Origin of the sequence: Halococcus sp. PRR34 (genome assembly GCF_028617175.1) — an archaeon.
GTDB lineage: Archaea > Halobacteriota > Halobacteria > Halobacteriales > Halococcaceae > Halococcus > Halococcus salifodinae.
Map to the genome: position 1 here is coordinate 1 of NZ_JAQJDA010000001.1, position 25,379 is coordinate 25,379.

The 25,379-nt window shown below is 65.6% G+C and carries 29 protein-coding genes; 12 read left to right on the top strand and 17 right to left on the bottom strand.

The features are described from left to right. The first annotated feature begins 480 nt into the window (after window positions 1-480). Window positions 481-1,023 carry a CBS domain-containing protein gene (locus tag PHA81_RS00005; RefSeq protein WP_005043195.1) on the top strand — a complete coding sequence of 181 codons (543 nt, stop codon included), beginning with the start codon at window positions 481-483 and terminating at the stop codon, window positions 1,021-1,023. Window positions 1,024-1,409: 386 nt separating this feature from the next. Here PHA81_RS00005 and PHA81_RS00010 read toward each other — a convergent pair whose 3' ends face one another. After that, window positions 1,410-1,766 carry a DUF555 domain-containing protein gene (locus PHA81_RS00010; protein WP_005043196.1) on the bottom strand — a complete coding sequence of 119 codons (357 nt, stop codon included), beginning with the start codon at window positions 1,764-1,766 and terminating at the stop codon, window positions 1,410-1,412. Window positions 1,767-2,060: 294 nt separating this feature from the next. Between PHA81_RS00010 and PHA81_RS00015 the strand changes: the two genes are divergently transcribed. From PHA81_RS00015 to PHA81_RS00025, 3 genes are all read left to right on the top strand, one after another. Further along, window positions 2,061-2,234, top strand: coding sequence for a hypothetical protein (locus PHA81_RS00015; RefSeq protein WP_005043197.1), 174 nt, complete (start codon window positions 2,061-2,063; stop codon window positions 2,232-2,234). A gap of 80 nt (window positions 2,235-2,314) precedes the next feature. Further along, window positions 2,315-3,028, top strand: coding sequence for an archaeal proteasome endopeptidase complex subunit beta (psmB, locus tag PHA81_RS00020; RefSeq protein WP_005043198.1), 714 nt, complete (start codon window positions 2,315-2,317; stop codon window positions 3,026-3,028). A gap of 416 nt (window positions 3,029-3,444) precedes the next feature. Then, a complete protein-coding gene (locus tag PHA81_RS00025) occupies window positions 3,445-3,897 on the top strand; it encodes a DUF5799 family protein (RefSeq protein ID WP_005043199.1) in 453 nt (150 codons plus the stop codon). Here PHA81_RS00025 and PHA81_RS00030 read toward each other — a convergent pair. The 9 genes from PHA81_RS00030 to PHA81_RS00070 all read right to left on the bottom strand — a co-directional run bounded on the left by PHA81_RS00030 (window position 3,894) and on the right by PHA81_RS00070 (window position 12,703). Next, window positions 3,894-4,040 (bottom strand): hypothetical protein, encoded by a 147-nt coding sequence (locus tag PHA81_RS00030; RefSeq protein WP_005043200.1) that lies wholly within the window; start codon window positions 4,038-4,040, stop codon window positions 3,894-3,896. The two genes, PHA81_RS00025 and PHA81_RS00030, sit on opposite strands and share 4 nt — an antisense overlap. A 47-nt stretch (window positions 4,041-4,087) precedes the next feature. Then, window positions 4,088-5,062 carry an isocitrate/isopropylmalate family dehydrogenase gene (locus tag PHA81_RS00035; RefSeq protein WP_005043202.1) on the bottom strand — a complete coding sequence of 325 codons (975 nt, stop codon included), beginning with the start codon at window positions 5,060-5,062 and terminating at the stop codon, window positions 4,088-4,090. Continuing rightward, a complete protein-coding gene (gene leuD / locus PHA81_RS00040; protein WP_005043203.1) occupies window positions 5,055-5,714 on the bottom strand; it encodes a 3-isopropylmalate dehydratase small subunit in 660 nt (219 codons plus the stop codon). Before leuD ends, PHA81_RS00035 begins: the two co-directional genes overlap by 8 nt. Then, window positions 5,711-7,138 (bottom strand): 3-isopropylmalate dehydratase large subunit, encoded by a 1,428-nt coding sequence (gene leuC / locus PHA81_RS00045; RefSeq protein ID WP_273834554.1) that lies wholly within the window; start codon window positions 7,136-7,138, stop codon window positions 5,711-5,713. Before leuC ends, leuD begins: the two co-directional genes overlap by 4 nt. Then, window positions 7,135-7,485 carry a hypothetical protein gene (locus PHA81_RS00050; RefSeq protein WP_049910087.1) on the bottom strand — a complete coding sequence of 117 codons (351 nt, stop codon included), beginning with the start codon at window positions 7,483-7,485 and terminating at the stop codon, window positions 7,135-7,137. The genes leuC and PHA81_RS00050 overlap by 4 nt, the downstream gene beginning before the upstream one ends. 16 nt (window positions 7,486-7,501) lie before the next feature. Then, the gene (ilvC, locus tag PHA81_RS00055; protein ID WP_005043207.1) at window positions 7,502-8,551 is read right to left on the bottom strand and encodes a ketol-acid reductoisomerase; all 1,050 of its coding nucleotides are present in this window, start codon (window positions 8,549-8,551) and stop codon (window positions 7,502-7,504) included. Continuing rightward, complete coding sequence (ilvN, locus tag PHA81_RS00060) at window positions 8,548-9,174, bottom strand: acetolactate synthase small subunit (protein WP_005043209.1); 627 nt, start codon at window positions 9,172-9,174, stop codon at window positions 8,548-8,550. Before ilvN ends, ilvC begins: the two co-directional genes overlap by 4 nt. Next, on the bottom strand, window positions 9,171-10,943 hold the full coding sequence (gene ilvB, locus PHA81_RS00065; protein WP_049910088.1) for a biosynthetic-type acetolactate synthase large subunit: 1,773 nt from the start codon (window positions 10,941-10,943) through the stop codon (window positions 9,171-9,173). Before ilvB ends, ilvN begins: the two co-directional genes overlap by 4 nt. Before the next feature lie 506 nt (window positions 10,944-11,449). Further along, on the bottom strand, window positions 11,450-12,703 hold the full coding sequence (locus PHA81_RS00070; RefSeq protein WP_005043211.1) for a 2-isopropylmalate synthase: 1,254 nt from the start codon (window positions 12,701-12,703) through the stop codon (window positions 11,450-11,452). A gap of 305 nt (window positions 12,704-13,008) precedes the next feature. Between PHA81_RS00070 and PHA81_RS00075 the strand changes: the two genes are divergently transcribed. The 3 genes from PHA81_RS00075 (at window position 13,009) to PHA81_RS00085 (ending at window position 14,918) form a co-directional block, all read left to right on the top strand. Then, window positions 13,009-13,458, top strand: coding sequence for a ferritin-like domain-containing protein (locus tag PHA81_RS00075; RefSeq protein ID WP_005043212.1), 450 nt, complete (start codon window positions 13,009-13,011; stop codon window positions 13,456-13,458). A gap of 141 nt (window positions 13,459-13,599) precedes the next feature. Further along, window positions 13,600-14,586, top strand: a complete 987-nt coding sequence (locus tag PHA81_RS00080; RefSeq protein WP_005043213.1) for a bile acid:sodium symporter family protein — start codon at window positions 13,600-13,602, stop codon at window positions 14,584-14,586. A gap of 35 nt (window positions 14,587-14,621) precedes the next feature. Further along, entirely contained in the window at window positions 14,622-14,918 is a 297-nt protein-coding gene (locus PHA81_RS00085) for a DUF5779 family protein (RefSeq protein ID WP_005043214.1), read from the top strand. Between the two features lie 50 nt (window positions 14,919-14,968). Here PHA81_RS00085 and PHA81_RS00090 read toward each other — a convergent pair whose 3' ends face one another. Beyond that, window positions 14,969-16,720 carry a GMC oxidoreductase gene (locus tag PHA81_RS00090; protein WP_005043215.1) on the bottom strand — a complete coding sequence of 584 codons (1,752 nt, stop codon included), beginning with the start codon at window positions 16,718-16,720 and terminating at the stop codon, window positions 14,969-14,971. Next, window positions 16,717-17,829 carry a hypothetical protein gene (locus PHA81_RS00095; protein ID WP_241430335.1) on the bottom strand — a complete coding sequence of 371 codons (1,113 nt, stop codon included), beginning with the start codon at window positions 17,827-17,829 and terminating at the stop codon, window positions 16,717-16,719. Before PHA81_RS00095 ends, PHA81_RS00090 begins: the two co-directional genes overlap by 4 nt. Before the next feature lie 365 nt (window positions 17,830-18,194). On the opposite strand from PHA81_RS00095, the gene PHA81_RS00100 reads away from it, so the two are divergent. Then, on the top strand, window positions 18,195-18,965 hold the full coding sequence (locus tag PHA81_RS00100; protein ID WP_005043217.1) for an IclR family transcriptional regulator C-terminal domain-containing protein: 771 nt from the start codon (window positions 18,195-18,197) through the stop codon (window positions 18,963-18,965). A gap of 168 nt (window positions 18,966-19,133) precedes the next feature. Further along, on the top strand, window positions 19,134-20,609 hold the full coding sequence (locus PHA81_RS00105; protein ID WP_005043218.1) for a class I adenylate-forming enzyme family protein: 1,476 nt from the start codon (window positions 19,134-19,136) through the stop codon (window positions 20,607-20,609). A gap of 20 nt (window positions 20,610-20,629) precedes the next feature. Here the strand turns inward: PHA81_RS00105 and PHA81_RS00110 are convergent, their stop codons facing one another. Continuing rightward, on the bottom strand, window positions 20,630-21,310 hold the full coding sequence (locus tag PHA81_RS00110) for a VOC family protein (protein ID WP_005043220.1): 681 nt from the start codon (window positions 21,308-21,310) through the stop codon (window positions 20,630-20,632). Window positions 21,311-21,387: 77 nt separating this feature from the next. On the opposite strand from PHA81_RS00110, the gene PHA81_RS00115 reads away from it, so the two are divergent. Both PHA81_RS00115 and PHA81_RS00120 read left to right on the top strand, forming a co-directional pair. Beyond that, a complete protein-coding gene (locus PHA81_RS00115) occupies window positions 21,388-22,065 on the top strand; it encodes a hypothetical protein (RefSeq protein WP_005043221.1) in 678 nt (225 codons plus the stop codon). Between the two features lie 12 nt (window positions 22,066-22,077). Next, window positions 22,078-22,536, top strand: coding sequence for a hypothetical protein (locus tag PHA81_RS00120; RefSeq protein WP_005043223.1), 459 nt, complete (start codon window positions 22,078-22,080; stop codon window positions 22,534-22,536). On the opposite strand, the gene PHA81_RS00125 is transcribed toward PHA81_RS00120, so the two are convergent. Further along, window positions 22,537-22,746, bottom strand: coding sequence for a ribbon-helix-helix domain-containing protein (locus tag PHA81_RS00125; RefSeq protein ID WP_005043224.1), 210 nt, complete (start codon window positions 22,744-22,746; stop codon window positions 22,537-22,539). It abuts the gene before it with no gap. Window positions 22,747-22,824: 78 nt separating this feature from the next. Here PHA81_RS00125 and PHA81_RS00130 point away from each other — a divergent pair, with 78 nt between their 5' ends. Further along, window positions 22,825-23,145 carry a hypothetical protein gene (locus PHA81_RS00130; protein ID WP_005043225.1) on the top strand — a complete coding sequence of 107 codons (321 nt, stop codon included), beginning with the start codon at window positions 22,825-22,827 and terminating at the stop codon, window positions 23,143-23,145. On the opposite strand, the gene aglJ is transcribed toward PHA81_RS00130, so the two are convergent. The 3 genes from aglJ to PHA81_RS00145 form a co-directional block, all read right to left on the bottom strand. Beyond that, window positions 23,142-24,293: an S-layer glycoprotein N-glycosyltransferase AglJ gene (gene aglJ, locus PHA81_RS00135; protein ID WP_005043226.1), complete on the bottom strand. Its 1,152-nt coding sequence runs from the start codon at window positions 24,291-24,293 to the stop codon at window positions 23,142-23,144. The genes PHA81_RS00130 and aglJ overlap by 4 nt on opposite strands. 62 nt (window positions 24,294-24,355) lie before the next feature. Further along, complete coding sequence (locus tag PHA81_RS00140) at window positions 24,356-24,988, bottom strand: NUDIX hydrolase N-terminal domain-containing protein (RefSeq protein ID WP_005043227.1); 633 nt, start codon at window positions 24,986-24,988, stop codon at window positions 24,356-24,358. An 18-nt stretch (window positions 24,989-25,006) separates the two neighbouring features. After that, the gene (locus tag PHA81_RS00145) at window positions 25,007-25,144 is read right to left on the bottom strand and encodes a hypothetical protein (protein ID WP_005043228.1); all 138 of its coding nucleotides are present in this window, start codon (window positions 25,142-25,144) and stop codon (window positions 25,007-25,009) included. Between the last annotated feature and the right edge of the window lie 235 nt (window positions 25,145-25,379).

Consider the following 25,379-nt stretch of genomic DNA (forward strand, 5'->3'; position numbering starts at 1 on the left):
GCTCTCCTGGCGTCTCGTGTGAGTGAAACGAGCACGAGGCTTGTCGGAGGTTTCTCTGACAGCGGATGAAGGGCGAGGCGCACGAACGAGGCCGTAGGCCGAGTGAGTAGCGACCGAAGGGAGCGCGCGGCGAGGGCTTCGGCGGTACGGTAGCGGTGCGGTGGGGAAGCGGGCCTCGGTGGATCGAGGGCGAGACCGTGAACGAACGGAGTGAGTGAACGGCTGAGGGCTCGGGCGGTGCTGTGCGGTTGCGGTCGCGGGAAGCGTCGCAACTCCATCGCGAAGGAGCTGCGGAAGTCGCGTGAAGACATCCGATGTGGTCCGAAAGAATGCCGTTCTTCCGAGATGCCGCGGCAGCTTCTTCGCGCGGCTGCGCCGCACGAACGGCCCGAGGCGCGTAGCGCCTCGCTGTCGCCGTCTCGTAGCAAAGTCAAAAGAGGACCCCGGAAAGCTTTTGATTACCCGTGGTTATCTCCGAACATGGACCTGCCGACGCCCGACGACCTCCGTGAACGTCGTCACGAGGTCGATATCACCCAGAGTGCGCTCGCCGAGCGGGCAGGGGTCTCCCAGCCGCTGATCGCGCGGATCGAGAGCGGGGACGTCGATCCCCGACTCTCGACGCTCCGGCGGATCGTGACCGCGCTCGACGCCGCCGAAGGCGAGATTCGCCGTGCGAGCGACCTGATGGGCGAGTCGGTCGTTCACGTCGCTCCCGACGACAGCGTTCGGGAGGCCATCGAACGGATGGGTGAGGCGGGCTACTCCCAGCTGCCGGTGGTCCACGACGAGTATCCCGTCGGGATCATTTCGAACAGTGACATCCGCCGTGCCGGGACCGACGATGCCGCCGAACTCCCCGTGGCTGACGTGATGCGCGAGTCGATCACGACCGTGGCCCCCGACGCGACGCTCGATGCGGTCGACACCCACCTCGATCACCACGGTGCGGTTATCGTGGTCGAGAGCGGGCGAATGGCTGGGATCATCACCGAAGCCGATGTGGCTGCTCACTTGTCCTGAAGACCCACTTTTTTACACGGGATCCTCGGTCGCGCGCTCCCTCGAACCCCTCCAAAAACCTGTCTCCGTGAGTAGCGCGGGACCGGAGGTCCCGCGGACCGTTCGCGCGGTGGAGCCGCGCGAAGACGAAGGCGAACGGAGGCTCGGAAGACGAGCGGCGCGAGGTGCGAGCGTAGTGAGCACCTCGATGCGAACGGCAAGGAACGAGCCGTGAGCGAAGCGAGTCTTCCGGTGGACTAAAAACACCCGTTCACTCGCGCCTGCGGCGCTCGTTCACGGTAGGTCTGCTGGCGCTTGCCGCCACCGCACAGCACCGCCCGAGCCCTCACTCCCTTCGGTCGTTCGCCCTCGATCCACCAAGGTCCGCACCGCCGCCGCACAGCGCGCTACTCGTCTTCCGGATCGTGTTCGATGGTCTCGACGATGTCGAGCGGGACGTCCCGGAGCGCGCCGCCGACCTCGCTTTTCGCGATCCGCTGGGCGTGCTCGCGGCCGTCGGCGTTGAAGATCTCGATTTCGAGGACGAGACCGACGATCGCGGTACCGGCTGCGACGAACGCCGAATCGAACGGCTCGCCGCAGGCCGGACAGCCGGTCGCACCGACATCGACCTCGACGTAGGATTTGTCGCGCTCGTTGAGTCGCTTGCCGGCCTCGCTGACCGCGACCCCGATCGCGTCGTCGACGTCATCGACGTCTCGGACCAACCACGCCGCCTCCAGCGCCACGAGATAATCGCTCATACCTCCCATCTGCCCCGGGGCGTGACGTGCCTTGCGGTTCCGTCGCCGGCCATGACGATCCGATTCGACGTGATCGTCCCGGCGCGCACGTGAACGCGATGCGTTCCATAAGTTATCGCGACGACAGCAGTGATCTACCCCGGCGATTCGGATCGTACACCATCGAGGTCAAGTGAACTTGCGATACGATCAAAAATAGTTGAATCGCACGACAGCGGCGGTGTACTCTCGATACGAGCGGTCCAGCGACTCGAAATAGTTATATAGGTCTCTGTCGGCCCCTCGGATGACGCCATGATCGAACGGCTGCGCCGCACGACCCTGTTCGCCGCCTACCAGGCCGCCCTCGCGCTCGGCATCGTCACCTTCCCGCTCGCGCTGCTCACCGAGCGAGCTGGAATGTCTCTCCCGGTCGATACCCTCGTCGAACGGCTCGGCGAGGCCCACGAGCGCGCGATCGACGGGTAGCACCACTCGATTCTTCGACTCGAATCGGCAATCCGAGTGTGAAAGACTGGCTTTATCAGCATCCGGGCCGAACGAGGCGTATGCCTCAGCTTCCCGACGGCCAGAACCTCTCTCAGCCCGATTTGCAGCCATCGGAGGACGTCTACGGCCCGGAGCTCGGCACGCTCCCCGAGCCAGAGATGGACAAAGGAGAGATGACGAAGACGGGCACGACCACCGTTGGCCTCACGACCAGCGAGGGTGTCGTGCTCGCCACCGACCGCCGCGCGAGCGCCGGCAACATGGTCGCGAGCAAGCAGGCCGAGAAGATCGCGGAGATCCACCCTCGCGGGGCGCTCACGATCTCGGGCGCGGTCAGCGCGGCCCAAGCACTCATCAGCAACCTGAAGGCGGAGGTCGATCTCTACGAGGCGCGCCGCGGCGAGGAGATGAGCATGCAGGCGCTCTCGACACTCACGGGCAACTTCCTCCGCAGCGGGGCCTTCTTCATCGTCCAGCCGGTGCTCGGCGGCGTCGACGACGAGGGCAGTCACATCTACCGGATCGACATCGGTGGCAGCGTGATGGAGGAGGACTACGCCGTGAGTGGCTCTGGATCGCCGTTCGCACTCGGGGTGCTCGAACAAGAGTACGACGACGGCCTGAGCATGGACGAGGCCGAGACGGTCGCCGCCCGCGCCGTCAAAAGTGCAGTCGAGCGTGACACCGCCAGCGGCAACGGGATCACCCTCTCGGAAGTCACCGAGGAGGGCGTCACGATCGAGAACTACGATAGCATCGAGCAGGTACTCTAAGACACCCACTTTTTTACTGCGAGGGGTCGCCTGCGGCGACCCCCGTCTGCTCACGGGCGCTTCGCGCCCGTTCGCACGGCCAGCGGGACGGCTCCGCCGTCCCGCTCGGCTTGCAAAAACCTGGACTAAAAACACCCGCTCGTTCACTCCGTTCACTCGCGGAAGAATTACTGGTACTTTCTGCCACCACACAGCACCGCGCGAACCCTCTCTCCCGTCGCTCGTTCGCCCTCGATCCACCGAGGCCCGCTACTGCACCGTACCGCCGCCGCACCGCCGAAGCCCTCGGTCACTCGCTGCGCTTGTGACCTCGCCCTTCATCCGCCAGGCACCGCAACCGCGCCGCTACCGCAGCCGCTCCGCAACCGCGCCGCTACGCACGGAAGCCTGATACGCACCCCCGTACAACCCCGCTCATGAGCGACCGCGAGTGGAGCGACAGGATCGCTGGCGATCGGATGGCTGTCGACCAGGAGTTCGCCTCGACCGTCGAGAACTCCCAGTTCTCCCGCCAGCAGTGGGGACTCATCATGACCGCCGTCGAGTTCGAGGTCGAAGGGTCGGCAGGGGGCGAAGATCGTCTCGTCGCGAACACTGACAATCTCCCACACATCATGCCCGAGCTCGACAACGTCGGCGGTGGCATGGGCGGAATGGGTGCAATGAGCGGCGAGGGATCGGGCGGAAATGACGATGGTGGGGTCTTCGGCTCGATCAAGAACGCGCTCGGGATGGGCGGCGACGGCGGCACCGATCAGAAGCGGATCGACGACGCCGAGCGACTGACCCAACGCTACGCCGACGAACTCCAGCAACGCCTCGAAGACCGAGGCAAGTGGGACGACATCCGCGCGAGCGCGGGAAATTAGGGACTGCCACCGCGAAACAGCGTTCGCTCCTCGGTCTCGTAGATGTTGATGAGTTCGGTCACGATCTCGTCGTAGGACTCCTCGTCGACTCGAAGCCGATCGAGTCGGTCGGCGGTGTCCTCGTCGAGATGGACATCAGGCATGGCAAACGGCCCAACGCACGCGAGGCGCTTAACTGCGGCGGCCGTGCTCAGAGCCGGTCGACGATCGACCGTTCGACGTCCTCGGTCGTCGCGTCGCCACCGAGATCCGGCGTCCGGGGTCCGTCCGCGAGCACCTCCAGCACGGCCCCGCGCACGCGCTCGCCCGCAGCGTCGTAGCCGAGATACTCACAGCACATTGCGGCGCTCAACACCGTCGCGACGGGGTTGGCGACTCCCTCGCCCGCGATGTCGGGCGCAGTACCGTGAACGGGTTCGAACAGCGCGCGGTCGGGGCCGACGTTCGCGCTCGGAAGCAGTCCCAGCCCGCCGACCAGCCCGGCCGCGAGATCGGAAAGCACGTCGCCCGCGAGGTTCGGACAGATCACGACCCCGTAATCGGAGGGATCCATCACGAGATGCATCGCGAGGGCGTCCATCAGAGCCGTCTCGTAGTCGGCCCCGCGTTCGTCGGCGACCGCCGCGACGCCGTCGAGAAACAGGCCATCGGTACGGCGCATGACGTTCGCCTTGTGTGCGATGGTCACGTCGTACCCGTTCTCGGCAGCGTAGTCGAAGCCGAACTCCGCAATTCGTTGCGAGGCCGCGTCCGTCGTCACGCGCGTGAGCGTCCGAACGCTCTCGGTGATCTCGCTCTCGATGCCCGCGTAGACGCCCTCGGTGTTCTCCCGAACGAACACGAGGTCGGTCTCGGGGTGGAGCGCGTCGACACCCGGGTAGGCACGCGCGGGGCGGACGTTCGCGAACGACCCGACCGCTTCACGGAGCGGGAGGATCACGTCGGCGGCAGTCTCGCCCGCTGCGCCGAACAGCGTCGCATCGGCCGCCGCGGCCAGCTCTCGAGTCTCCTCGGGAAGCGCACTGCCGGTCTGGGCGCGTGTCTCGTCACCCGCTTCGGCGTACTCGAACACGAAGTCGCCGACCGCATCGAGCACTTTCACCGCGACCGGGACGACCTCCTTGCCGATCCCATCGCCGGGGATCACCGCGATCCGATCAGTCATCGACGTAGGGGAGCGCCTGTGCAGTCTCGTCCACGACACCCGCGTTCGATCGCATGAGTGCGGTCGTGTCCCACTCGCCATCGACGAGCGCCGTGCGCTGGGCGTCGTCGACCGCGACGTCGATCTCGCGATCGCCGTAGCGCACCGTCTCGGCGGCCACGTCGACGTCGATCGCCGTGTCGGGGTTGTTCTCGATGAATTCTTGAAGATCGGCGACCGCCTCCGCGTCGGTGGTCACGGTCGGAATGCCGAGCGCGAGGCAGTTGCCCGCGAAGATCTCGGCGAACGACTCGCCGACCAGCGCGTCGATCCCCCAACGCTGGAGCGCCTGTGGGGCGTGCTCGCGCGAGGAGCCACAGCCGAAGTTGGCGTTGACCGCCATCACCGACGCCTCCTGAAAGCGCTCCTCGTTCATCGGGTGGTCCTTCGGTTCGTCATCGTCGTCGAAGCGCTGATCGAAGAACGCGAACTGGCCCAGCCCGTCGAACGTCACGACCTTCATGAACCGCGCCGGGATGATCTGGTCGGTGTCGATGTCGTTGCCCCGGATCGGGACGCCCGTTCCCGAGACGTGCTCGACGGTTTCGACGGGGCCGTCCCCGCCGTCAGCGTCGGCGTCCGCAACACCACCGTCGGCATCGCCAGCGCTCATGCGGTAGGCACCTCCCGTTCCTCGATCTCACAAACATCCGTGACCGTCCCTTTCAGGGCTGCTGCGGCCACCATCCGCGGGTTCATCAGGACTGTGCGGCCGTCCTTCGATCCCTGGCGACCCACGAAGTTCCGGTTCGACGACGAGGCACACGCCTCGTCGCCCTCCAGTTGATCCTCGTTCATGCCGAGACACATCGAGCAGCCCGCGTTGCGCCACTCGAAGCCCGCCTCGGTGAACACGTCCTGTAGCCCTTCTTCTTCGGCAGTCGCTTGGACGCGCTGGCTCCCGGGGACCACCATCGCACGCACGTCGGGGTGGACCTCGCGACCGGTTACGATCCGCGCCGCGCGGCGCAGATCGGTCAGGCGGGCGTTGGTACACGATCCGAGGAAGGCCACGTCGACCTCGTACCCGTCCATCCGGTCGCCTGGCTCGACGCGCATGTGCTCTTGGGCGCGTCGTGCGGTGTCGCGCTCGCTCTCGGGGAGGTTCTCGGGCGCGGGGATCGGTTCCGAAATTCCGATTCCCTGGCCGGGCGTCGTTCCCCACGTCACCATCGGTTCGAGCGCGCCGCCGTCGATCGTCACGACGTCGTCGTACTCGGCATCGCTCTCCGAGCGGATCGACTCCCAGTAGGGCTTCAGCCGCTCGAATTTCTCGGGGTCGTCGGCGAAGGCGTCGGTCTCACTAAGCCAGTCGTATGTCGTCGCGTCGGGGTTGACGTACCCCGCTCGCGCGCCACCCTCGATCGACATATTGCAGATCGACATACGCCCCTCCATCCCGAGTGATTCGATCGCGTCGCCAGCGTACTCGTAGACGTAGCCGACGCCGCCGTCAGTACCCAGCTTACGGATGATCGCGAGGATCACGTCCTTGGCCTCGACACCCGCACCGAGTTCGCCGGTGATCTCGATCTTGCGGACCTGCTGTTTCTCCATTGCGATCGAGCCCGTGGCGAGCACGTCCCTGATCTGGGAGGTCCCGATACCGAACGCGAGCGCGCCGAACGCGCCGTGAGTCGCGGTGTGGGAATCGCCACAGACCACCGTCATCCCCGGTTGGGTCAGCCCCTGCTCCGGGCCGACGACGTGGACGATGCCCTGGTCGCCCGTGGTGGGATCTGAGAAGTCGATCCCGGCCTCGCGGACGTTTTCCTCCAGCTCGCTCATCATCTCTTCGGCAGCGTCGTCGCCGTAGGGCCGAGACTGGTCGGCCGTCGGGACGATGTGGTCGACCGTCGCGTGGGTGTGCTCCGGATAGGCGACTTCCAGATCGCGCTCGCGCAGCATCCCGAACGCCTGGGGGCTCGTCACCTCGTGGATGAGGTGGAGCCCCACGAACAGCTGGGTCTGGCCGGTTGGGAGTTCCGTGACCGCGTGGCGATCCCAGACCTTGTCGTAGAGGGTGCGATCGCTCATCGATCGTCGTCGCGACCCTCGCGGCCGCGCTCGAAGACCGGGTTCGCCTCGGTCTCGCTCGGCGGCTCGTGATCGACGTCCTCCATGCGATCATCCGTCTCGTCGTCGGCGTCTTCGGCCGCGTCGTCCGCGGCCCGCTCCGCGTCCGGCTTACTTCCGGCAGACGTCCCGTCTGCCGTCGTTCGAGAATCACCGTTTCTCTCACCGCCGTCCGCCGCCACCGTCGGGCCGCGTGCAAAGACCACGCGCTCGCCGAACGGCCGGCCGGTCTGCGGGTTAGTGTGGCTCACGTCGTTCATCGTTCGGTTCGTCGCGTCCGTCGTCTGCCGTGTCGTTTCGTTCGTCATCGGTCGTGTCGCGTTCTCAGTCATCTGCTTGGACTCGCTCTGCGTCGGCTTCTTCCTCGCTCGATTCGGTGTCCTCGGCCCACGCGAACAGGTCGCGCAGGCGCTCGCCCACGTCCTCGATCTCGTGGTTCTTCTCGGCCTGCCGGAGCTGGCGGTAGGCGGGTCGGTTGGCCTGGTTTTCGGCGATCCACTCGCGGGCGAACGCACCGTTCTGGACGTCTTCGAGAACGTTCTCCATGTTCGCGCGGGCGTGCTCGTCGACCACGACGTCGCCCTTGGTGAGACCGCCGTACTCGGCCGTATCAGAGACCGAATCCCACATCTCGCCCAGCCCACCTTCGTACATCAGATCGACGATGAGCTTCATCTCGTTGAGACACTCGAAGTACGCCATCTCGGGGCTGTATCCAGCATCGACGAGCGTCTCGTAGGCCTGCTTGATCAGGCTCGTCACGCCGCCACAGAGCACTGCTTGCTCGCCGAACAGGTCGGTCTCGGTCTCCTCGCGGAACGTTGTCTCGACGACCCCCGCGCGGGTGCAGCCGATGGCCTGGGCGTACGCGAGCGCTTCGTCCTTTGCCTCGCCGGTCGCATCCTGATAAACCGCGAGCAGACCTGGCGTCCCCTGATCGTTCTCGTAGTTGCGCCGGACGAGGTGGCCCGGGCTCTTCGGGGCGATCATCGTCACGTCCACGTCCTCGGGCGGTTCGATCTGCCCGAAGTGGATGTTGAACCCGTGGGCGAACTGGAGGGTGTCGCCGGCGTCGAGTTCCTCGGTGATGTCGTCGTAGACCGACGGCTGGACGGTGTCGGGGACGAGCATCGAGACGATGTCCGCGCGCGCGGCGGCCTCGACGGGAGTTTCTACGTCGAGCCCGTCGGCACGGACGGCGTCGCGAGAATTCGAGTCCTCGCGGAGCCCCACAACCACCTCGACCCCGCTCTCGGCGAGATTTTGCGCGTGGGCGTGGCCCTGGGAGCCGTAGCCCATCACGGCTACTGTCTTCCCGTCGATGGCGGTGCTGTCGGCGTCGTCGTCGTAGTAGATCGTCGCGTGTTCTGTCATGATTGGGTTCGTTCGTACCGCTCCTCTTCGGCGTGAGTCGTCCACTCCTCGCCGCGCGCGAGCGCGGTCTGTCCCGTCCGAGCGAGCTCGCGAATCCCGAACTGCCGGAAGGCGTCGATCGCGTCGTCGATTTTCTGTTCGTCACCGGTGATCTGGACAGTAACGGTCCGTGGGCCGGCGTCGAGGGTGGTTCCGTCGTACATCTCGGTGACGGCATGGACCTTGTCGGGCTCCTCGCCGTGGACTTTCAGGACCACGAGCTCCCGGCGCACGGCGTCGTCGCCCAGCTCGCGCACCGAGATCACGTTGATCACCTTGTCGAGCTGTTTTTCGACCTGGCGGACGCCGGGTTCTGGCTCCTCGATCACCAGCGTGACCCGGGAGGTCTCGGGGTTCGTGGTCGTGCCCACGGTCAGGGACTCGATGTTGAACTGCCGGCGCGAGACGAGCCCGGAGATCGTCGCCAGCACGCCCGGCTCGTTCTCGACCAGCGCCGAGATGACCGTGCGTCGCGACGCGGGCTCGGCCGCGACCGCCGGATCGATCCGGATGCCCTGGGCGTTGCGCCGGCCCGACGGCTGTGGTCGCTCGTCGGGAGCCGGTCCCTGGAGTCCTTCCGTCATAGCTGATCCTCCGCGAGGACGAACTCGCCGTTCGCGCCACCGCTCGGCACCATCGGGTAGACGTTCTCGGTCGGATCGATATGAGCGTCGACGACCGACGGTCCGTCGTGCGCGAGCGCCTCGCTCACGACGTCCTCGACCTCGCCCTCGTCGTCGATGGTGTACCCGCGCGCGCCGAACGCCTCGGCGAGCGTCTCGAAGTCGGGCACCCACGGGTACTCCGAGGCCATCCGCCGGCCCTCGAAGAACCCGTCCTGCCACTGCCGCACCATCCCGACCGCCTCGTTGTTCAGGACGAACACCGTGATGTCGAGGTTCTCCCTGACGGCGACCGCGAGCTCCTGAAGCGTCATCAAAAAGGAGCCGTCGCCGTCGAAACAGACCACCGACTGGTCGTCGTCGGCTGCGAAGCGCGCGCCGATAGCGGAGGGCAGCCCGTAGCCCATCGTCCCGAGACCGTGCGAGGAGACCCACGTCCGGGGCTCGGTGTACGTCCAGTACTGGACCGCCCACATCTGGTGCTGGCCGACACCCGTCGTCACGATCGTGTCGTCGGCCGTCGCCGCGTCCACGGCCTCGACCACGAACTGTGGCTTTAGTGGTGCATCCGCCGGCGCAGCGTAGTCCATCGGGTACTCGTCCTTCCACATCAGGCACTGCTCGCGCCACTCCTGCCAGCGCTCGCCGGTCGCGGCCATGTCCGTGTCTCGCTCCTCGGCGAGCGCGGCGTGGACCTGCTCGATCACCGTGCCGGCGTCGCCGAGCAGCGGGTAGTCGGCGTGGACGTTCTTGCTGATCTCCGCGGGATCGATGTCGGCGTGGACGATCTCGGCCTCCGGGGCGAACGTCTCGACACCACCGGTCAGTCGATCGTCGAAGCGGGTGCCGACCGCGAACATCGCGTCGCAGTGGGTGATCGCCATGTTCGCGTAGCCCGTGCCGTGCATTCCGGCCATCTCCATCGCGAGGTCGCGGTCTTCGGGGAACGCGCCGACTGCTGGCATCGTCGTCACCACGGGCACGCCGTACTCGGTGGCGAATTGCCGGAGGTCGTCGCACGCCTCGGCCTTGATCACGCCGCCGCCAGCGAGGATCACGGGCCGCTCGGCGCTGGCGATCGCGTCTGCGGCCGTTTCGACCGCCTCCTCGTCGGCGCGTTCGGGCGGATCGTAGGTTTCCGGCGTTTTCCCCTCGTCTGGCTCACGGTCGGTCGCGCCGTTCGTCACGTCTTTCGGGAGGTCGACGAGCGTCGGCCCCTGGCGGCCCTCGTCAGCGAGCGCGAACGCCTCACCCACCGCGTCGCCCACGGTGTCGGCGTCGCTCGCGAAGTAGTTCTCCTTCGTCACGGGACTCGTGATCCCGGTGGTGTCGGCCTCCTGGAAGGCGTCCGAGCCAACCATCGCAGTCGGAACCTGACCCGTGAGCGCGATCATCGGGTCCGAGTCGAGCGAGGCGTCCGCGAGCCCGGTCACGAGGTTCGTCGCCCCCGGTCCCGAGGTCGCGAGACAGACGCCGGGATCGCCCGAGACGATGCCGTAGGCGTCGGCGGCGTGGGCTGCACCCTGCTCATGGGCCATCGTGACGTGGTCCATCGCCGAGTCGTACAGCGCGTCGTACACCGGCATGATCGCGCCGCCCTGAACCCCGAAGAGATGCTCGACGCCGGCGGTTTCGAGCGCGCGCACGACCGACTCCGAGCCGGTCGTCACGGGCCGAGCACCTGCGTCCTCGGAGGACGCTTCTTCCGTGGGCGTCCCTTCGGCAGCCACCTCCTCGGCCGTCGCGGCTTCGGTGGCCGGCTCGTCCGCGTCGGGGCGGTGAGTCGGTTGCTGTTCGCTCACGGAACACCCCCCGTTCGCGGTGTGGGCGGTGAGCCGTGCATCCGTCGTGGGCGATACGTCTGGCGTGGTCGGGTCGGTCGTTGTTGTCGTGGTCGCTGTCGGTCGTGCATGGATCGCGTGTCGAGTGTCGCGCGTGCTGGTCGCTGTGTGGTCGGTGCAGCAGGGTCGGGGGAGAAGGTGGTGTAGGGGGCTACGCCCCTACAATAATCGACACACGCACGCCGACCGCGCCGCTCCGAGGCTGCGGCCCTCGTGCGACAGTCGATCGGAACATCGTATCCACATCCTCCATTCCGACGGTAATAACCCTTGCGTGCGCTGCAAGCGTTGCGCCGGCCGGGGTTCTGGCGAGGGCCGATCGCACTACCGTCTCCGCTCGCACGGGCTGGCGCTACCCGCCGGTGATGGGATGGAGCGTTCGAAGCGCGCATGATTCAGTCGTCGGCCTCCGTCCGGACGATCCGCTCCGATCGACTGATGCCGACCTCGCTCGCGAACCGGGTCAGCACGTCCATCGTGACCCGCTCCTTCTCGGCACCGAAGTCCTTCACTCGGCGGGTGCACTCGCGCACCTCGTCGTCGGTCGGCTGGAATCCGGCCTCGACGAGCCGCTCGCGGACTGAATGCTGGCCGGTGTGTTTCCCCAAGACGAGCTCGCGTTCCGCGCCGACCATCTCGGGAGTCATCACGCCCGGCTCGAAGGTGTCGGAGTTCTCGATCACGCCCGCGGCGTGGATCCCCGACTCGTGGCTGAACGCGTTCGCGCCGACGATCGGCTTGTTCGCGGGCGTCTCGATCCCGCTCATTCGCTCGACTACTCGCGCGAGTTCGGTGATCCGGGTCGTGTCGATCCCGGTGTCGACGTCGTACAGCGACTCGGCGCTCATCACGACCTCCTCGTAGGCGGCGTTACCGGCGCGCTCGCCGATGCCGTTCACACTCACTTGAGCCTGCTCGGCTCCGGCCTCGAAACCTGCAAGCGCGTTCGCGCTCGCCAGGCCGAAGTCGTCGTGGGTATGGACGTCTATCCGGGCGTCGGTGTGCGCGCGGACGGTCTCGATCAGGTCGCCGAACCGGCTGGGGGTCGCGACCCCGCAGGTGTCGGGAACGTTGATCCAGTCCGCGCCGGCCGTCGAGACCGCCTCGACCACGTCGACGAGGTACTCCCCATCAGTACGAGTGGCGTCCATCGGCGAGAACATCACCTCGACGCCGGCTTCCTTCGCGCGCTCAACCGCCTCGACCGAGCGCTCTTTCATGTCCTCGCGGCTGGCGTGCATCGCGTCCTCCAGTTGGACGTCGCTGGTCGACGCGAAGACGTGGACCATCTCCACGCCGGCGTCCAGCGCGGCGTCGACGTCGCCCTCGACGACGCGTGCCAGGCCGCAGGTTGTCACACTCGTGCTCGCGGCGATGTCGCTCACGGCCTCGAACTCCGCATCGGAGTTCACGGGGAACCCAGCCTCGATTACATGGGTTCCCATCTCGTCCAGCGTTGCAGCGATCTCGCGCTTGTCGTCGTAGCTGAACGAGGTGCGTGGCGACTGCTCGCCGTCACGTAGCGTCGTGTCGAAAATTCGAACCGTGTCGACTTCAGTTGTGGATTCTAGTGTGCCCTGGAAGAACTCGACCCGCCGGGGTCTCCGACGATGTGTCCTCCGTGTCCACGTTGTGGTGGGACATTGCAATCGACTCCGATGCGCATGACACTCATAAACCTGTCGCTCCACCACACGGCATGGGACGACCCACACGACGACCGACCCCAAAACCGACAGCAATCAACGTATATCATTTGTCGCCAATTCCTTATATTCCTCAGCACAGATCACAGCGAACCGTCGCAACGTGGCCGCCGTCGGAGTGATATTTCCGCCCTGAATAGCCGGAATACAACAGAACGAGGCTCGCGCGCGATCCGGCGGCGTCGCGAGGACCGCCGATCCGACGGACGGCAGCTACACTGAAGTTCCCGGAGCGTGTAGCGGGGCCCATGACGAGCGAGGAAGTCACTCGCCTGCTCAAAGTGGCCTACGGCGACGAGATCGAGACCGTGATGAACTACCTCACGAACTCCATCGTGCTCGACGGGGTTCGGGCCGAGGAGATCAAAGAGAGCCTCGAGGTCGACATCGACGAAGAACTGAATCACGCCAGGATGCTCGGCCAGCGACTGAAACAGCTCGACGAGCGCCCGCCGGCGTCGGCCGATTTCGAGATGCACCAGGATAGCCTCCAGCCCCCGGAGGACTCGACGGACGTGCCCGCGGTGATCGACGGCGTTCTCGAAGCCGAGAACGACGCCATCGACACCTATCGATCGTTGATCCACGCCGCGCGCGACGCCGACGATCCCGTGACCGAGGACATCGCAGTCACGATCCTCACCGACGAGGAGGCCCACCGCACCGAGTTCCGCGGGTTCCGGAAGGAGTACGCGTAGTCGACGCGGCCGAGGACTTTTATTGGGGCGTGGTGACGGCCGTGGTATGTCCGACGACATCGACCGCGCCGGCGGATCGTCTCGCGCACTCGCGTGGTGGGACCGCCATCCCGCCCGTTCCGTGAGCGAGGAGCCGAGGGCGTGAGCCTGCTCGACCGACTCGAACGGATCGGGGGGTTCGCGAGCACGTACTTCGTGGTCTGGGTGTTGCTGTTCTCGGGTGCGGCGCTCGCCTCGCCCGCGACGTTCACCTGGATCGAGCCGTACATCACGCCGCTGCTGGGCGTCATCATGCTCGGAATGGGGCTGACGCTCCAGCCCGCGGATTTCGCGCGGATCGCGGAGCGTCCGCGCGACGTCGCGATCGGCGCAGTCACCCAGTGGATCGTGATGCCGATCGCGGCGTGGGCGATCACGGTCGCGCTCTCGCTCCCGCCCGCACTCGCGATCGGCGTGATCCTGCTGGGTGCTGCGCCGGGCGGCACGGCATCGAACGTGATGACGTATCTCGGAAAGGGTGACGTCGCGCTCTCGGTCGCGATCACCACCGTGACGACGATCGCCGCACCGGTCGTGATGCCGGCGTGGGTCGTCGCGCTGGCCGGCGAACAGCTCCAGGTCACGTTCGCCGAGATGTTCACGAGCATCGTTCAGGTCGTCCTGCTCCCCGTGATCGCCGGGTTCGTGCTCCGCATCGCCCTCGATCGCTACGCGCCGCGGCTCGCGACGGCGGGCCTCTCGATCTTTCCCGCGATCAGCGTCGCCGCCATCGTCGCCATCGTCGCGGCGGTCGTCGGGCTCAACGTCGAGAACATCCTGACTGCGGGCGCGGTCGTGTTGCTCGCGGTCGTCGCCCACAACGCGATCGGGCTGGGGGCTGGCTACGGCGTCGGGCGCGCGAGCGGAATGAGCCCCGAGCGGGTCCGGGCGTGTACCTTCGAGGTCGCCCTCCAGAACAGCGGGCTCGCGGTCGCGCTCGCGACGGCGTACTTCAGCCCGCTCGCCGCGCTCCCGCCCGCGCTGTTCAGCGTCTGGCACAACGTCACCGGCCCCGCGTTGGCGACGTACTTCTCCCGGCAGTCCGATCGAACGTCCGACGTGCCGCGGGCGGAGCCGGCCGACGACTGACGGAAGCGTTTTCTTCGACCGCGGTGAGACCCGGTATGAGCGAGTTCGACCTCGATCTCCAGACGATCGAATCAGAGATGGACGTGGAGGACGCCGACGGCACCGGTCGGGTGGTCCTCGGGGTGCTCGACGGCCGGACGCCCGACGAAGAGTGGGTCGCGGAGGTCGACGGCGGCGCGGTGCTCGTTCTCGCCGTCGAGGGCGACATGAAGCGGCTCGCAGCCGGCTTCGCGCCCGATATCCGCGAGATGGGTGGCGAACTCATTCACTTCCGCCGATTCCTGCTCGTCACGCCGTCCGGTGTCACGATCGACACCGATCGATTGGATTGACTGCGAGACGGGCTGGTTCTTCAGCTCGATAAAAAGAGCCGGAGCCGAACTCAGAAGTAGCGTTCGGCGATCTTGTCGGCGGTCCGCAGCGCGAGCGCCTGGCCGCTGTTGGTCGGGTTCGGGCCGCCGACGCCGTTGGCCATCGCCGAGTGGTCGGCGACGAACAGTCGGTTGACGTTTTTCGCCTCGGCGTTCTCGTCGAGCACTTCCCCCATCCGCATCGACGACTGCATGTGGAGGAGCAGCGGCGGCCAGTCACACCGGTGGACGTGGTCGGCCCCCGCCTCCTTGTGGATGTTCGCCGCGATCCTCGACAGCTCGTCGCGCTTCGCGTCGTCGTCAGGGTGTGGCTCCCACTTCACCTTCGGGACCGGGCCGTGCTCGTCGCTGAAGGTGTTGTCGAGCGACACCCCATTACTCTGGCGCGGGAGGTCGTCAGTGAGGATGAGCAGCGCCTTCGTCTGCTTGTAGTTCGACATCCGACGCTTGAGTTCCTCGCCGACGACGTAGCCACGGGTGTCCCACGGTTCACTCGGATCGACCTCGGTGTCGAAGCTGTAGCCCGCCTGGCTGAACAGGTAGTCGGCGTACGAGACCAGACCGGGACTCATTCCGATGTCCTCCATCCCGCCGACACCGGGTTTGTCGAAGCGCACGGCGGAGTTCTGCCCGACGTAGGGGTCCATGTGCTCGACCTCGGGGTTGATGTCGGCGACCGTCTCGTCGTCGTAGACGCCGACGATCCAGTCGAACCAGTGAGTGGTGAGACCTTTGCCGACCCAGCCGTCGTCCGGCAGGCCCGCGTTGAGCCAGAGCCGAGGCGTCTCGATACAGCCACCCGCGAGGACGACCGTATCGGCAGTGACGGTCTGGGACTGGCCCGACCACGAGTCGCGGAACGTGACACCTGTGGCTTCGAGGGTCCCCGCACCCTCCTTGGTCTGAATGTCCGTGACGTAGGCGTTCGGCCGGAGCGCGACGTTGCCCTGCTCGGAACTTTTGTTGGTGTCGAGCGCGCGGGGCACGTAGCCGACGTTGCTCGACTTGCGCGCCTTGTCACGAACGGGGGCGTCGACGGGTGTCGACGATCCCTGGAAGTGATCGCCGACGAGCGTGTCGCCGCGGAACCCGTCGTCGTAGCTGAACGAGCCCTCGTAGTCGGCGTCGAGCGGCTCGCCGGTCGCGGTCTCTCGACCGGGAACCTCGACGGCGTTGGCCTGCGGCCGCCAGCCCGTCTCGGTGACGTTTTTGCTCTCGATGAGCGGGTAGAGAGCGTCCGCGCCCTCGATGAACACCTCCTCCTTGGCGGTCATCGGGGCCTGCTGGGTGCTCGTCAGCTCCTCGTTCAGCTGGTAGTAGGGAACGAGTTCCTCGTAGTCGATTGGCCAGTGGGGTTGGTCGTTGAAGGCGGTCGGATACCCACGCGGGTGGTTGGAGAAGTAATGCAGCGACGTGCCGCCAACGGCCCCGACCTGCCAGATGAACGCGTTCTGGTGGAGGTTGCGGAACCACGGCGCACGCGAGTGGTCCGCGGGGCCCACGCGTAGATAGCCGTAGGTCGGGTCGTTCGCGTCGGCCTCGCGGTGGGTGAACTGCTCGTCGAGCAGTTTGCCATCCAAGTCATCGGGGTCGGTGCTTATCGTCCCACCGGAGTCGGCGTGTGGTTTGGGCCATTGTTCGTTGCCGTGCCACGGGCCGCCTTCGAGGAGAAGCACGTCGATACCATGATCGTGGGCGAGTTTCCACGCCGTCGCCGGGCCGTCCGCACCCGCACCGACGATGACCACGTCGGGGTCGTTCATGTTCCACCCCCGATGCCCTCGATGACGTCATCGCCTTCCAGGTTGCTCGGCAGGTTCAACTCCTCCACGTCGGGGTCGGCGAACCCGCCATCGACGGCGTGTCGCCAGTTGGCGGCGTAGCCGTCGGCCGGGCCCGGATAGCCGCTCTGTTGCCGGCTCTGGACCTCGCCGGCCGGCGTTGACAGCGAGCGCTCGGTCGGGTTGTTGGTTTTCGTCTCACCCAGCCCCGACCACTCGGTGTAGTAGCCGAAGCCGTGCAGGCCATTCACAGCCATCACGACGTACTTCAGGATGCCCACGTCGGGCACGAGCGGCGAGAGCAGGTCGTCGAGACGGTCTATCGCACCGCCATCGACGATGGTCCACAGGCACCGAAGTCGGTCCTCCGGGGAGAGCTGGACGAACGTCCCGCCGGCGGGGAACTTGCTTCTGTCGCGCTTGATGGCGTCCTCGTTTTCGCCACGGGCGATGAACTCGGCGGCCACGATGTCGAAGACGAGCGTGAACGCCGGTGCGTAGGGGTAGTTCTGCACCACCTGATGAGTCGTCTCGTTTGCCGTCTCGACGAGCAGTTCGAACGCGGCAGGACCGGACGAGGAGGCAACGTCGTCGGCAAAGGAAATGTCGTAGCGCTCGACCGGCCCGAACGTGAGTGCCTCTTCGAGCGCATCATCGTCCAGCCCGAGATCCAGATCGAGGAGGTCGAGATCGGCGAGGTTCAACACGGCATCGAGCGGCGAGTCGGGACCGAACAGGCCACCGAGGTTGGTCAGGTCGAGCACCGACTCGAACATCTCCAGCGGCATCTCGGCGTCCGATGGACCGTCGAGCAGTCCTTTCTCGGTGACCATCTCGGCACGGATCTCCTGGAAGTGATTGAAGTCCCAGACGAGGAACTTCTCCAGTTCGACGTCGAGACCGCCTGGAACGTGTTCCGGTCCGAGTTCGCTCTCCAGCTGTGGCGTGCGAGGCACGATGGCGTCCACGATGGAGCGGTACGTGTCGAGCGTGTGCGGGTCGCTGGGAACCGAGTCGTTCAAAACGTCCTCTGCCTCTGCGATCGTCGCGCCGGACATGGACAACGCGGCGAGCCCGCCGATGCCCTTCATCACCCCACGTCGTGTAGCTGCTGTGTCGTTTGTTTCGTTCATTATCGATCGTGTGTTCTTCTCCAGTTCCGGTGATGGTAGCCCCATAGATAAGATTTTTGTTGATTATTCTAGTACGTTCGATCTGGTTCCGAGGTGAACCGATTTGAAGACGATAAAAGTCGTCTACGTAGTGCGTTTTCGCCAGAAAAAGTCGTCAGAATATAGAAGGAAATTATCACGAGCTACGACGTGCTAAACGTCCGAAACAAAAATATTCAGTCACATCAGATATGAGTATTTTAGTCAAATTTGTCTAATCATCACGCCATAAACTGTCCGGTATTACCGAACAGACTAAGCGGGAACGGAGCCTGACATTCTCCGTGACATCCCATCCCGTCGCAGCGGTCAAGCTCTCTCACGACGTCATCGAGCTACTCGTCGACCGAGGAAGGGCCGGGGTGACCGAGGTCGCCACGGCGCTCGACGTTCCCAAGAGTACGGCTCATGATCACCTCCGGACGCTAGAGCAAGTCGGAGACGTGGTCAACGAGGGTGGAACGTACCGACTGAGCATGCAGTTCCTCCACGTGGGTGAGATCGCCCGCAACCACCACGATCTGTTCGTTCAGGGCCGCGAGGAGACGCTCGGCCTGTTCGAGACCACTGACGAGCGACACCACGTCCAGCTGGTCACGGTAGAACACGGCCGCTGTGCGCTGTTGCTGGCGTCGCGCTGGCAGCGAGAGACCCTTTCCCAGCAGGCGACGACGTATCCGCGTCACGCCCACCTCCACACGAACGCACCGGGAAAAGCGATCTTCGCACATCTCGACGAGGAGAAAGTCGAACACGTCCTCGCCGAACACGGGCTTCCGCCGCGAACGCCCGCCACGATCACCGACGAGACCGACCTCGCCACCGAGCTGGCGCGGATCCGCGAGGACGGCTACGCCGTCGACGACGGGGAGCTGATCGCGGGCATGACGGGCATCGCCGCACCGATCGTCACCGACACCGAGGTCCACGGTTCCATCGCGGTCTACAGCACCACCGACCAGTTCGCGACCGATCCACGGGACTCCGCACTCGTCGATACGGTGCGAGAGTCTGCCGACGAGATACGGGCGAACCTCATCTTCGCCCAGAAGTGAGGGTCGGCTCGGAACGTTCTCGTGACTCGTCTGTCCGGTATTGCCGGACAAAAATCGACGATCGGTAGCACCGTTCTGTCTTGCTGACACAGGATATAGTTGTGGGTTGTGTTACGTATCAACGAATGCGCGAAAAACATTTGCCAACACGTACCAAACAGAAGGAACGTGAACTTCGCCAACTACGCCGACGCCGCGGCGCGGAACGCGCCGGAGGCGTTGGCGGTCGGCGACCGGACCCGATCGCTCACGTTTCGGGAGCTCTCCGAGCGATCGGATCGCGTCGCCGATGCGCTGGAGCGACGCGGCGTCGAAACCGACGACCGGGTGGCGGTCGATATGCCGAACGGCGTGGCGTTCGTCTGTGCCTATCTCGGCGCGATGAAATGCGGGACCGTCCCGGTACCGGTCAACACGCGGTTCACCGACCAGCAGACCCGGTACGTACTGTCCGACAGCGACGCGGTCGGCGTCGTCACCGCCGATCGTCGGACCGCGGATCGCGAAGGCGAACCGACGACCCACGCTTACGCCGATCTCCTCGACAGGGGGGCGTCGGAGTACGACGTGACGCCCCGGCGCTCCGAGGAACTGGCCGAATTGCTGTACACGAGCGGAACGACCGGCGCACCGAAGGGCGTCTATCACACCCACGGCAACCTCGACGCGAACGCCAACGGCTTCATCAACTACAACGAGTGGAGCCGTGAGGACGTGGCGTTGACGGTGTGTCCCTGTTTTCACGTGACCGGGCTCAACGTCACCACGACGCCGTTCATCGCCCTAGAGGCCGAAAATCACCTACTCGAAGCATGGGACATCGAGGCCGCGCTGGCCGCGATCGAGCGCTACGGCGTCACCTACACCTTTCTGATTCCGACGATGGTCGTCGAGCTCCTCGATTACGAGGGACTCGACGGGTACGACGTCTCTAGTCTACAGGCGCTCGGCGTCGGTGGTTCACCGATGCCGAAAGAGCGAATCGACGAAGTCGAACGAGCACTGGACTGTACGCTGCTCGAAGGGTACGGCATGACCGAGACGACGCCACTGTCGGCGTTCAACCATCCCGGATCGGCGGGGCGCAAGCCAGGCAGCGTCGGCCGGCCGGCAACCGAAGCGGTCGCCCTCCGTATCGAGGACCCACGAACCGGCGATGCGGTCGAACGTGGCGCACGCGGGGAGTTGCTCTGGCGCGGCGATACGGTCACTCCCCGGTACAACAAGCGTCAGGTCACCGAGAACAACTTCGTCGAACGCGACGGAGAGCGGTGGCTCGCATCCGGTGATATCGGGTGGATGGACGAGGACGGGTTCCTGTTCGTCGTCGACCGGATCGAGGACATGTTCACGACGGGATGTGGGGACGTTTCGCCGCGCGAGATCGAGGAAGTGATCTACGAGATCGACCCCGTCCAGAAGGTCGCGATCATCGATACGGTGGACGATGTCCGCGGGGCGTCGGTGACGACGGTCGTCAAGCGTCGCAGCGAGGGGTCGGTGTCGGCGGCCGAGATCAAGCGCGCCTGCGAGCGGGAACTGGAGAGCCACGAGGTTCCCGATCGGGTGGAGTTCGTCGACGAGTTTCCACTCACTGCGACCGGGAAGATCGATAGAGGGGATCTCCGGGACCGATTCGGGTAGCTCGCCTGGCGACGACCGGTTCACACGAAGGTCAGTACGTGTCCGTTCGGATCCCGAACCCGGATCCCCTCGTCGGTGGGCTCCACGGCTGAAACTCGATCCTCGACCCGTTCGAGTGTCGTCTCGGGGTCGTCGACGCCGAGTCCCAAGTCGACGTGGACGCCACCGCGCGCGTCGGCGATGCCCAACTGGGGTTCCCAGAGTTCGAGAGCGAACGGGCCGGCATCGAGTCGGACCCGCCGGCGCTCGCCCCCACGATCGACTGGCTCCATCCCGAGCGCGGTGTAGAACGCCTCGGCACGGTCGAGATCCGCGACTTCGAGAACGACTTCGAACACCCCGAGTACCCCTGTGCCCGCCGCCTCGGTCTCGCCGAGTTCGACGCAGTTCCCCTCGGTGTCATAGAAGTACAGCGAGCGCGCGCTCCCGAACGTGTGTTCGTCGAGATCGAACGTTTCGGCGAGTCGGTCGTACCACGCGTCGTACTCGGCGGCAGGGATCGAGAGCGCGTAGTGGGTGTGGAGGCCGCCGCGCGGTAGAGCCGCAGGCCGGCGGAGCACGAAGTCAGTGTCGCCGACGGCGAGCGCGATCTCGTCGTCGCGCTCCACGACAGTATCGAGATCGAGGTGATCACGATAGAACGCGCTCGCGCGATCGAGGTATTTGACTTCGAGCGCGAGCCACTCGATGGTCGTGATCATGCGGGGCGAACGGTCCGGGATGACATAAACGTCCCACCCACCGACGCTCTCATGCGCCACGGGTTCCAAGCGGGTCCATGTCGATGAAAGGCTCCGGCCGGGCGGAGTACGAAGAGATCGACCGCTTCGACGGCGGCGTCGGCTGGATCGCCTACCCCGACGAACGAATGCAGCGTGCGAGCCACGCGCTCGCGACCGACGATGGCGTCTGGCTCGTCGATCCGGTCGATGCGGCCGGTCTCGACGACCTCCTCGCGGAGTTCGGGACGGTTGCGGGCGTCGTGATCCTGCTCGATCGCCACAAACGCGACGCCGCGAAGCTCGCGCGACGCCACGACGTGTCGGTTCACGTCCCGTCGTGGATGACCGGGGTCGAATCGGATATCGATGCACCCGTCGAGCGGTTTTCGAGCCAGCTCGGCGACTCGGGCTATCGGCTCCGGAAAGTTTCGACGCCGCTGTGGCAGGAGGCGGCGCTGTATCACGCCGACGAGGGGACGCTCGTGGTTTCGGAAGCGCTCGGTACTGCGGAGTACGTCCGGACTGACACCGAGCGGCTCGGTGTCCACCCAGCGCTACGACTACTCCCGCCGCGGCGGTCGTTTCGGGGGTTCGCGCCCGATCGTGTTCTCGTCGGTCACGGCGCTGGGGTCCACGAGGACGCGAGCCGGGCGCTCTCGACGGCACTCGACGGTTCGCGGCGGCGTGCACCGTCGCTGTACGCCAAGACTGCGCGGCTGTTCCTCTCGGGGTAAGGTATCAAGATCATGTCGCACGCCGATCGACCCGACGACGTGGTGTACGCGACTCACGGGCTCGTCGAGGCACTGCTGAGCTTCGCGCGCGAGGCCGAGCCGGAATCGGTAACGATCGGGCTTGCGGTCACGCCAGCCGACGATCTCGAAGGCGAGGAGCGGTCCGCGACCGAACCGGAACTCCCGCCCGAGACGCCCGTGTTCACGCATTTCTACTTCCCGGAAGCGGGCGGGTCGGTATCAGCAGTGTTCGGGATGGATCTCGGCACGCCCGCGGGCCAAACCCAGGGGCGGTTCGTCTCGCATCCGCAGGGGAGCCTCGAACTCACCCGAACCGACGACCTCCACGGAGTGGTGTTCGTCGCGGTGCCGCCGTGGGAGGCCGACTCGCTCGCGGTGTTTTCGCGCGTCGGCACGCGAAAGCCGCTCGAACGCCTCGCCGGCGCGCCGCCCGCGGAGTTCCCCGAGTGACTACTGGAGGTAGCCGAGATCCTGGAGCTGTTTGGCGATCTCGTCGAACTGAGCTTCAGTAAGCTCGCCCTGTTTCTGGTGTTGGATCACGATGCTCCGAAGTAAGAATCGCACGAGGTCGCTGGTCGACTGGAAGCTCGTCCCCTCGATGGTCTCCTCGACCCGATCGGCGAGATCCTTCGGGATCGAGACGGTGGTGTAGTCGGTCACGGCGAGGAAAGGCGACCGCGGGGGATAGTCGTTGGGTTGGGACGCAGGACTTTCGTCGCTCGACCGGTATGGCCGGGTATGGCCGCACGACCGCCACAGGACGATGCCGAGGAGCCCGACACTCTCGCGTTCGGGATCGCCGCGCTCGACGACCGGCTCGATCGTGCCGATCTCGCCTTTCCCGCCGATGAGAGCGAGATCGTCCGAGCGCTCGACGATCCCGACGTGCCGTACGATCCATCCGGCCGCTCGATGGCGCTCTCCGCGGCGCTTGAGCAGGTCACTCAGGATCGCTTCGACTCCGAGGACGAACTACTCGACGCGCTCCATCCCGTCTTCGAGGAACGCCGTCAGTCCGGCCCCTCGGGACTCCTCGAACGGCTCCGATCGCTGTTTTAGTCGGTCGGCTGCTCACCGTCCGTTTCCGGCTCGACGGCCTCGCTCTCGCCACCGTCGTTTCGTGCTCGGCGTTTCCGGTGATGTTCGTCCCCCGATTCGCCACGTTCGGTGACTAGCGGACGGCCGGAACCCGACTCGGTGGTGGGACCGCTGTCGTTGTCGTCGTCATCGGCCTTCGACTGTGTGGGCGGTGCTGGCGACGGTGGACGGTCGGCACGACGGCGACCGACGAGCTCCTCGAACCGCCGAGTCTGCTCGCGGTTGATCGCGAGGATCATGTCCGAGAGCACACCGAACATCACCAGCTGGACGCCGACGATGATCGCGAAGGCCGACGCGACCGCGAGCACCTCGTGGGAGATCCCGAGCGTGACCCACTCGATGGCGACGTACGCGGCCACGACGGCTCCGACGAGCCCCGCGAGACCGCCCGCACTGCCGAAATAAAAGAGCGGGTTGTTGGTCTTCGCGAGCCGGTAGAGCGTCAAGAGGATCTTCCCGCCGTCGCGAACGGGTCTGAGGTTGGTTTCCGAGCCGTCGGGGCGCGCCCGGTACCGGATCGGGACCACCGTGGTCGCGATTCCACGCTTGACACACTCGACGGCGAGCTCGGTCTCGATACCGAACCCCTCCGAGGCGGGGTTACACCGCTCGAAGGAGGCGGTCGTGAACGCACGATAGCCGCTCAGGATGTCGCCGAGATCGCGGCCGTGGATGTACTGGAACGCACGGTTGATCAGCCGGTTGCCGACGCCGTTGAGCCGGGTCATCGCGCCGTCGGCCATGTCGGCGTACCGATCGCCGATGACGTGTTCGGCTTCCCCGCTCAGCAGGGGTTCGAGCAGCGCGTCGGCGTCTTCCGGCCGATAGGTGCCGTCGCCGTCGAGCAGAAGGACGTACGGTGCGTCCGCGCGGGCGACCCCTTCTCGGACCGCTTGGCCTTTGCCAGCGCCGCGGCCACGACCTGACTGAGTGAGGACGCGCGCGCCGTGCTCGCGAGCGATCTCCTGTGTTCCGTCGGTCGAGTGGCCGTCGACGACGAGCACGTTCGAGAAACCGCGATCACGGAACGCTGCGATGACGTCGCCGATGGTCGCGGCTTCCTCGTATGTCGGGAGCAACACACAGACCTCGCCGCGATCGACCATTTTCCGGGGTTCGGCGGCGCGCGCGCAAAAGCCTTTGTTACCGCTCCCGATCGGTGGTCGCTTCAGCCATCGAGCCACGTTTCGCGTGCGTCAAGCGCGTACCGACGAGCCTTGCCGTGCCAGACCGAGACGTTCTCGATATCGCGATAGCGGACGGTGTCGCTTTCTCGCGATGTTCGTCGTTCTCCCCCGGTGATCTCACACCGATAGAGGAGCGTGACAGCGCCGTGTGGACCGTAGGCGTCGGGTGCGTCGATCCAATAGGCATCGACTAGTTCGACGATCCGAGCGTCGAAACCCGTCTCCTCACGCAGCTCACGGATCGCCGTCTCCGTCGGCGATTCACCGGACATCGCGTGTCCACCGGGGACCGCCCACTTACCGTTGTCCACCCGTTCGATCAGTAGGATTCGACTATCGTCGTCGAAAACGGCGGCCGTGGCTCCCACTTTCGGCGTAATCGCCCCGAACTCCTCGATGGTGAGTCGTTCGTGGACGTCGTCGGGCGGCAGTTTCAGCGTTTTGCCGTACCACTCGCTCACGAGGTGGAGTATCCGCTCGTAGCGCTCTTTGTCGTAGGAATCGTGCGGGTCGCCGTCATAGGTCAACCCGTTCCGCGCGATGATCCGGAGCTCGTCGAGCAGTGGAAGGACGTTTGTCGTCTCCCGATTGCTGTCCACCTCACGCTCGGTCATGCCATTATCCGAAACCAGTCAGTCGTCGGCCGCACGCTGTTCGCTCAGGTGTTCCCAGATCTCGGTACACCCACAGCCGTCCGCGACGCCGTCGAGATGCCGGTCGTCGGGCGTTTCCTCCGACGCATCGTCCTCGGTAGTTGCTTGCGATCCCATAGTTACTCAGCTTCTGAGTAACCAGTGATACCCCTGTCGTAAATACCTTTCCCAACACGAGGTGGTCGTGTTCAGATAAGCAGTGGAGCTTGAGACAGCGACAGCAACCGCAACCGGTTCGAAAGCCCCGATCGGCTCAGTCCAAGGACTCGCTGTCGTTCGAAAGACGCGTAGCGTCTTTCGTGATGACGAGAGAGCGAAGCTCTCTCGAACCACGATCCTCAGTCGCTTCGCT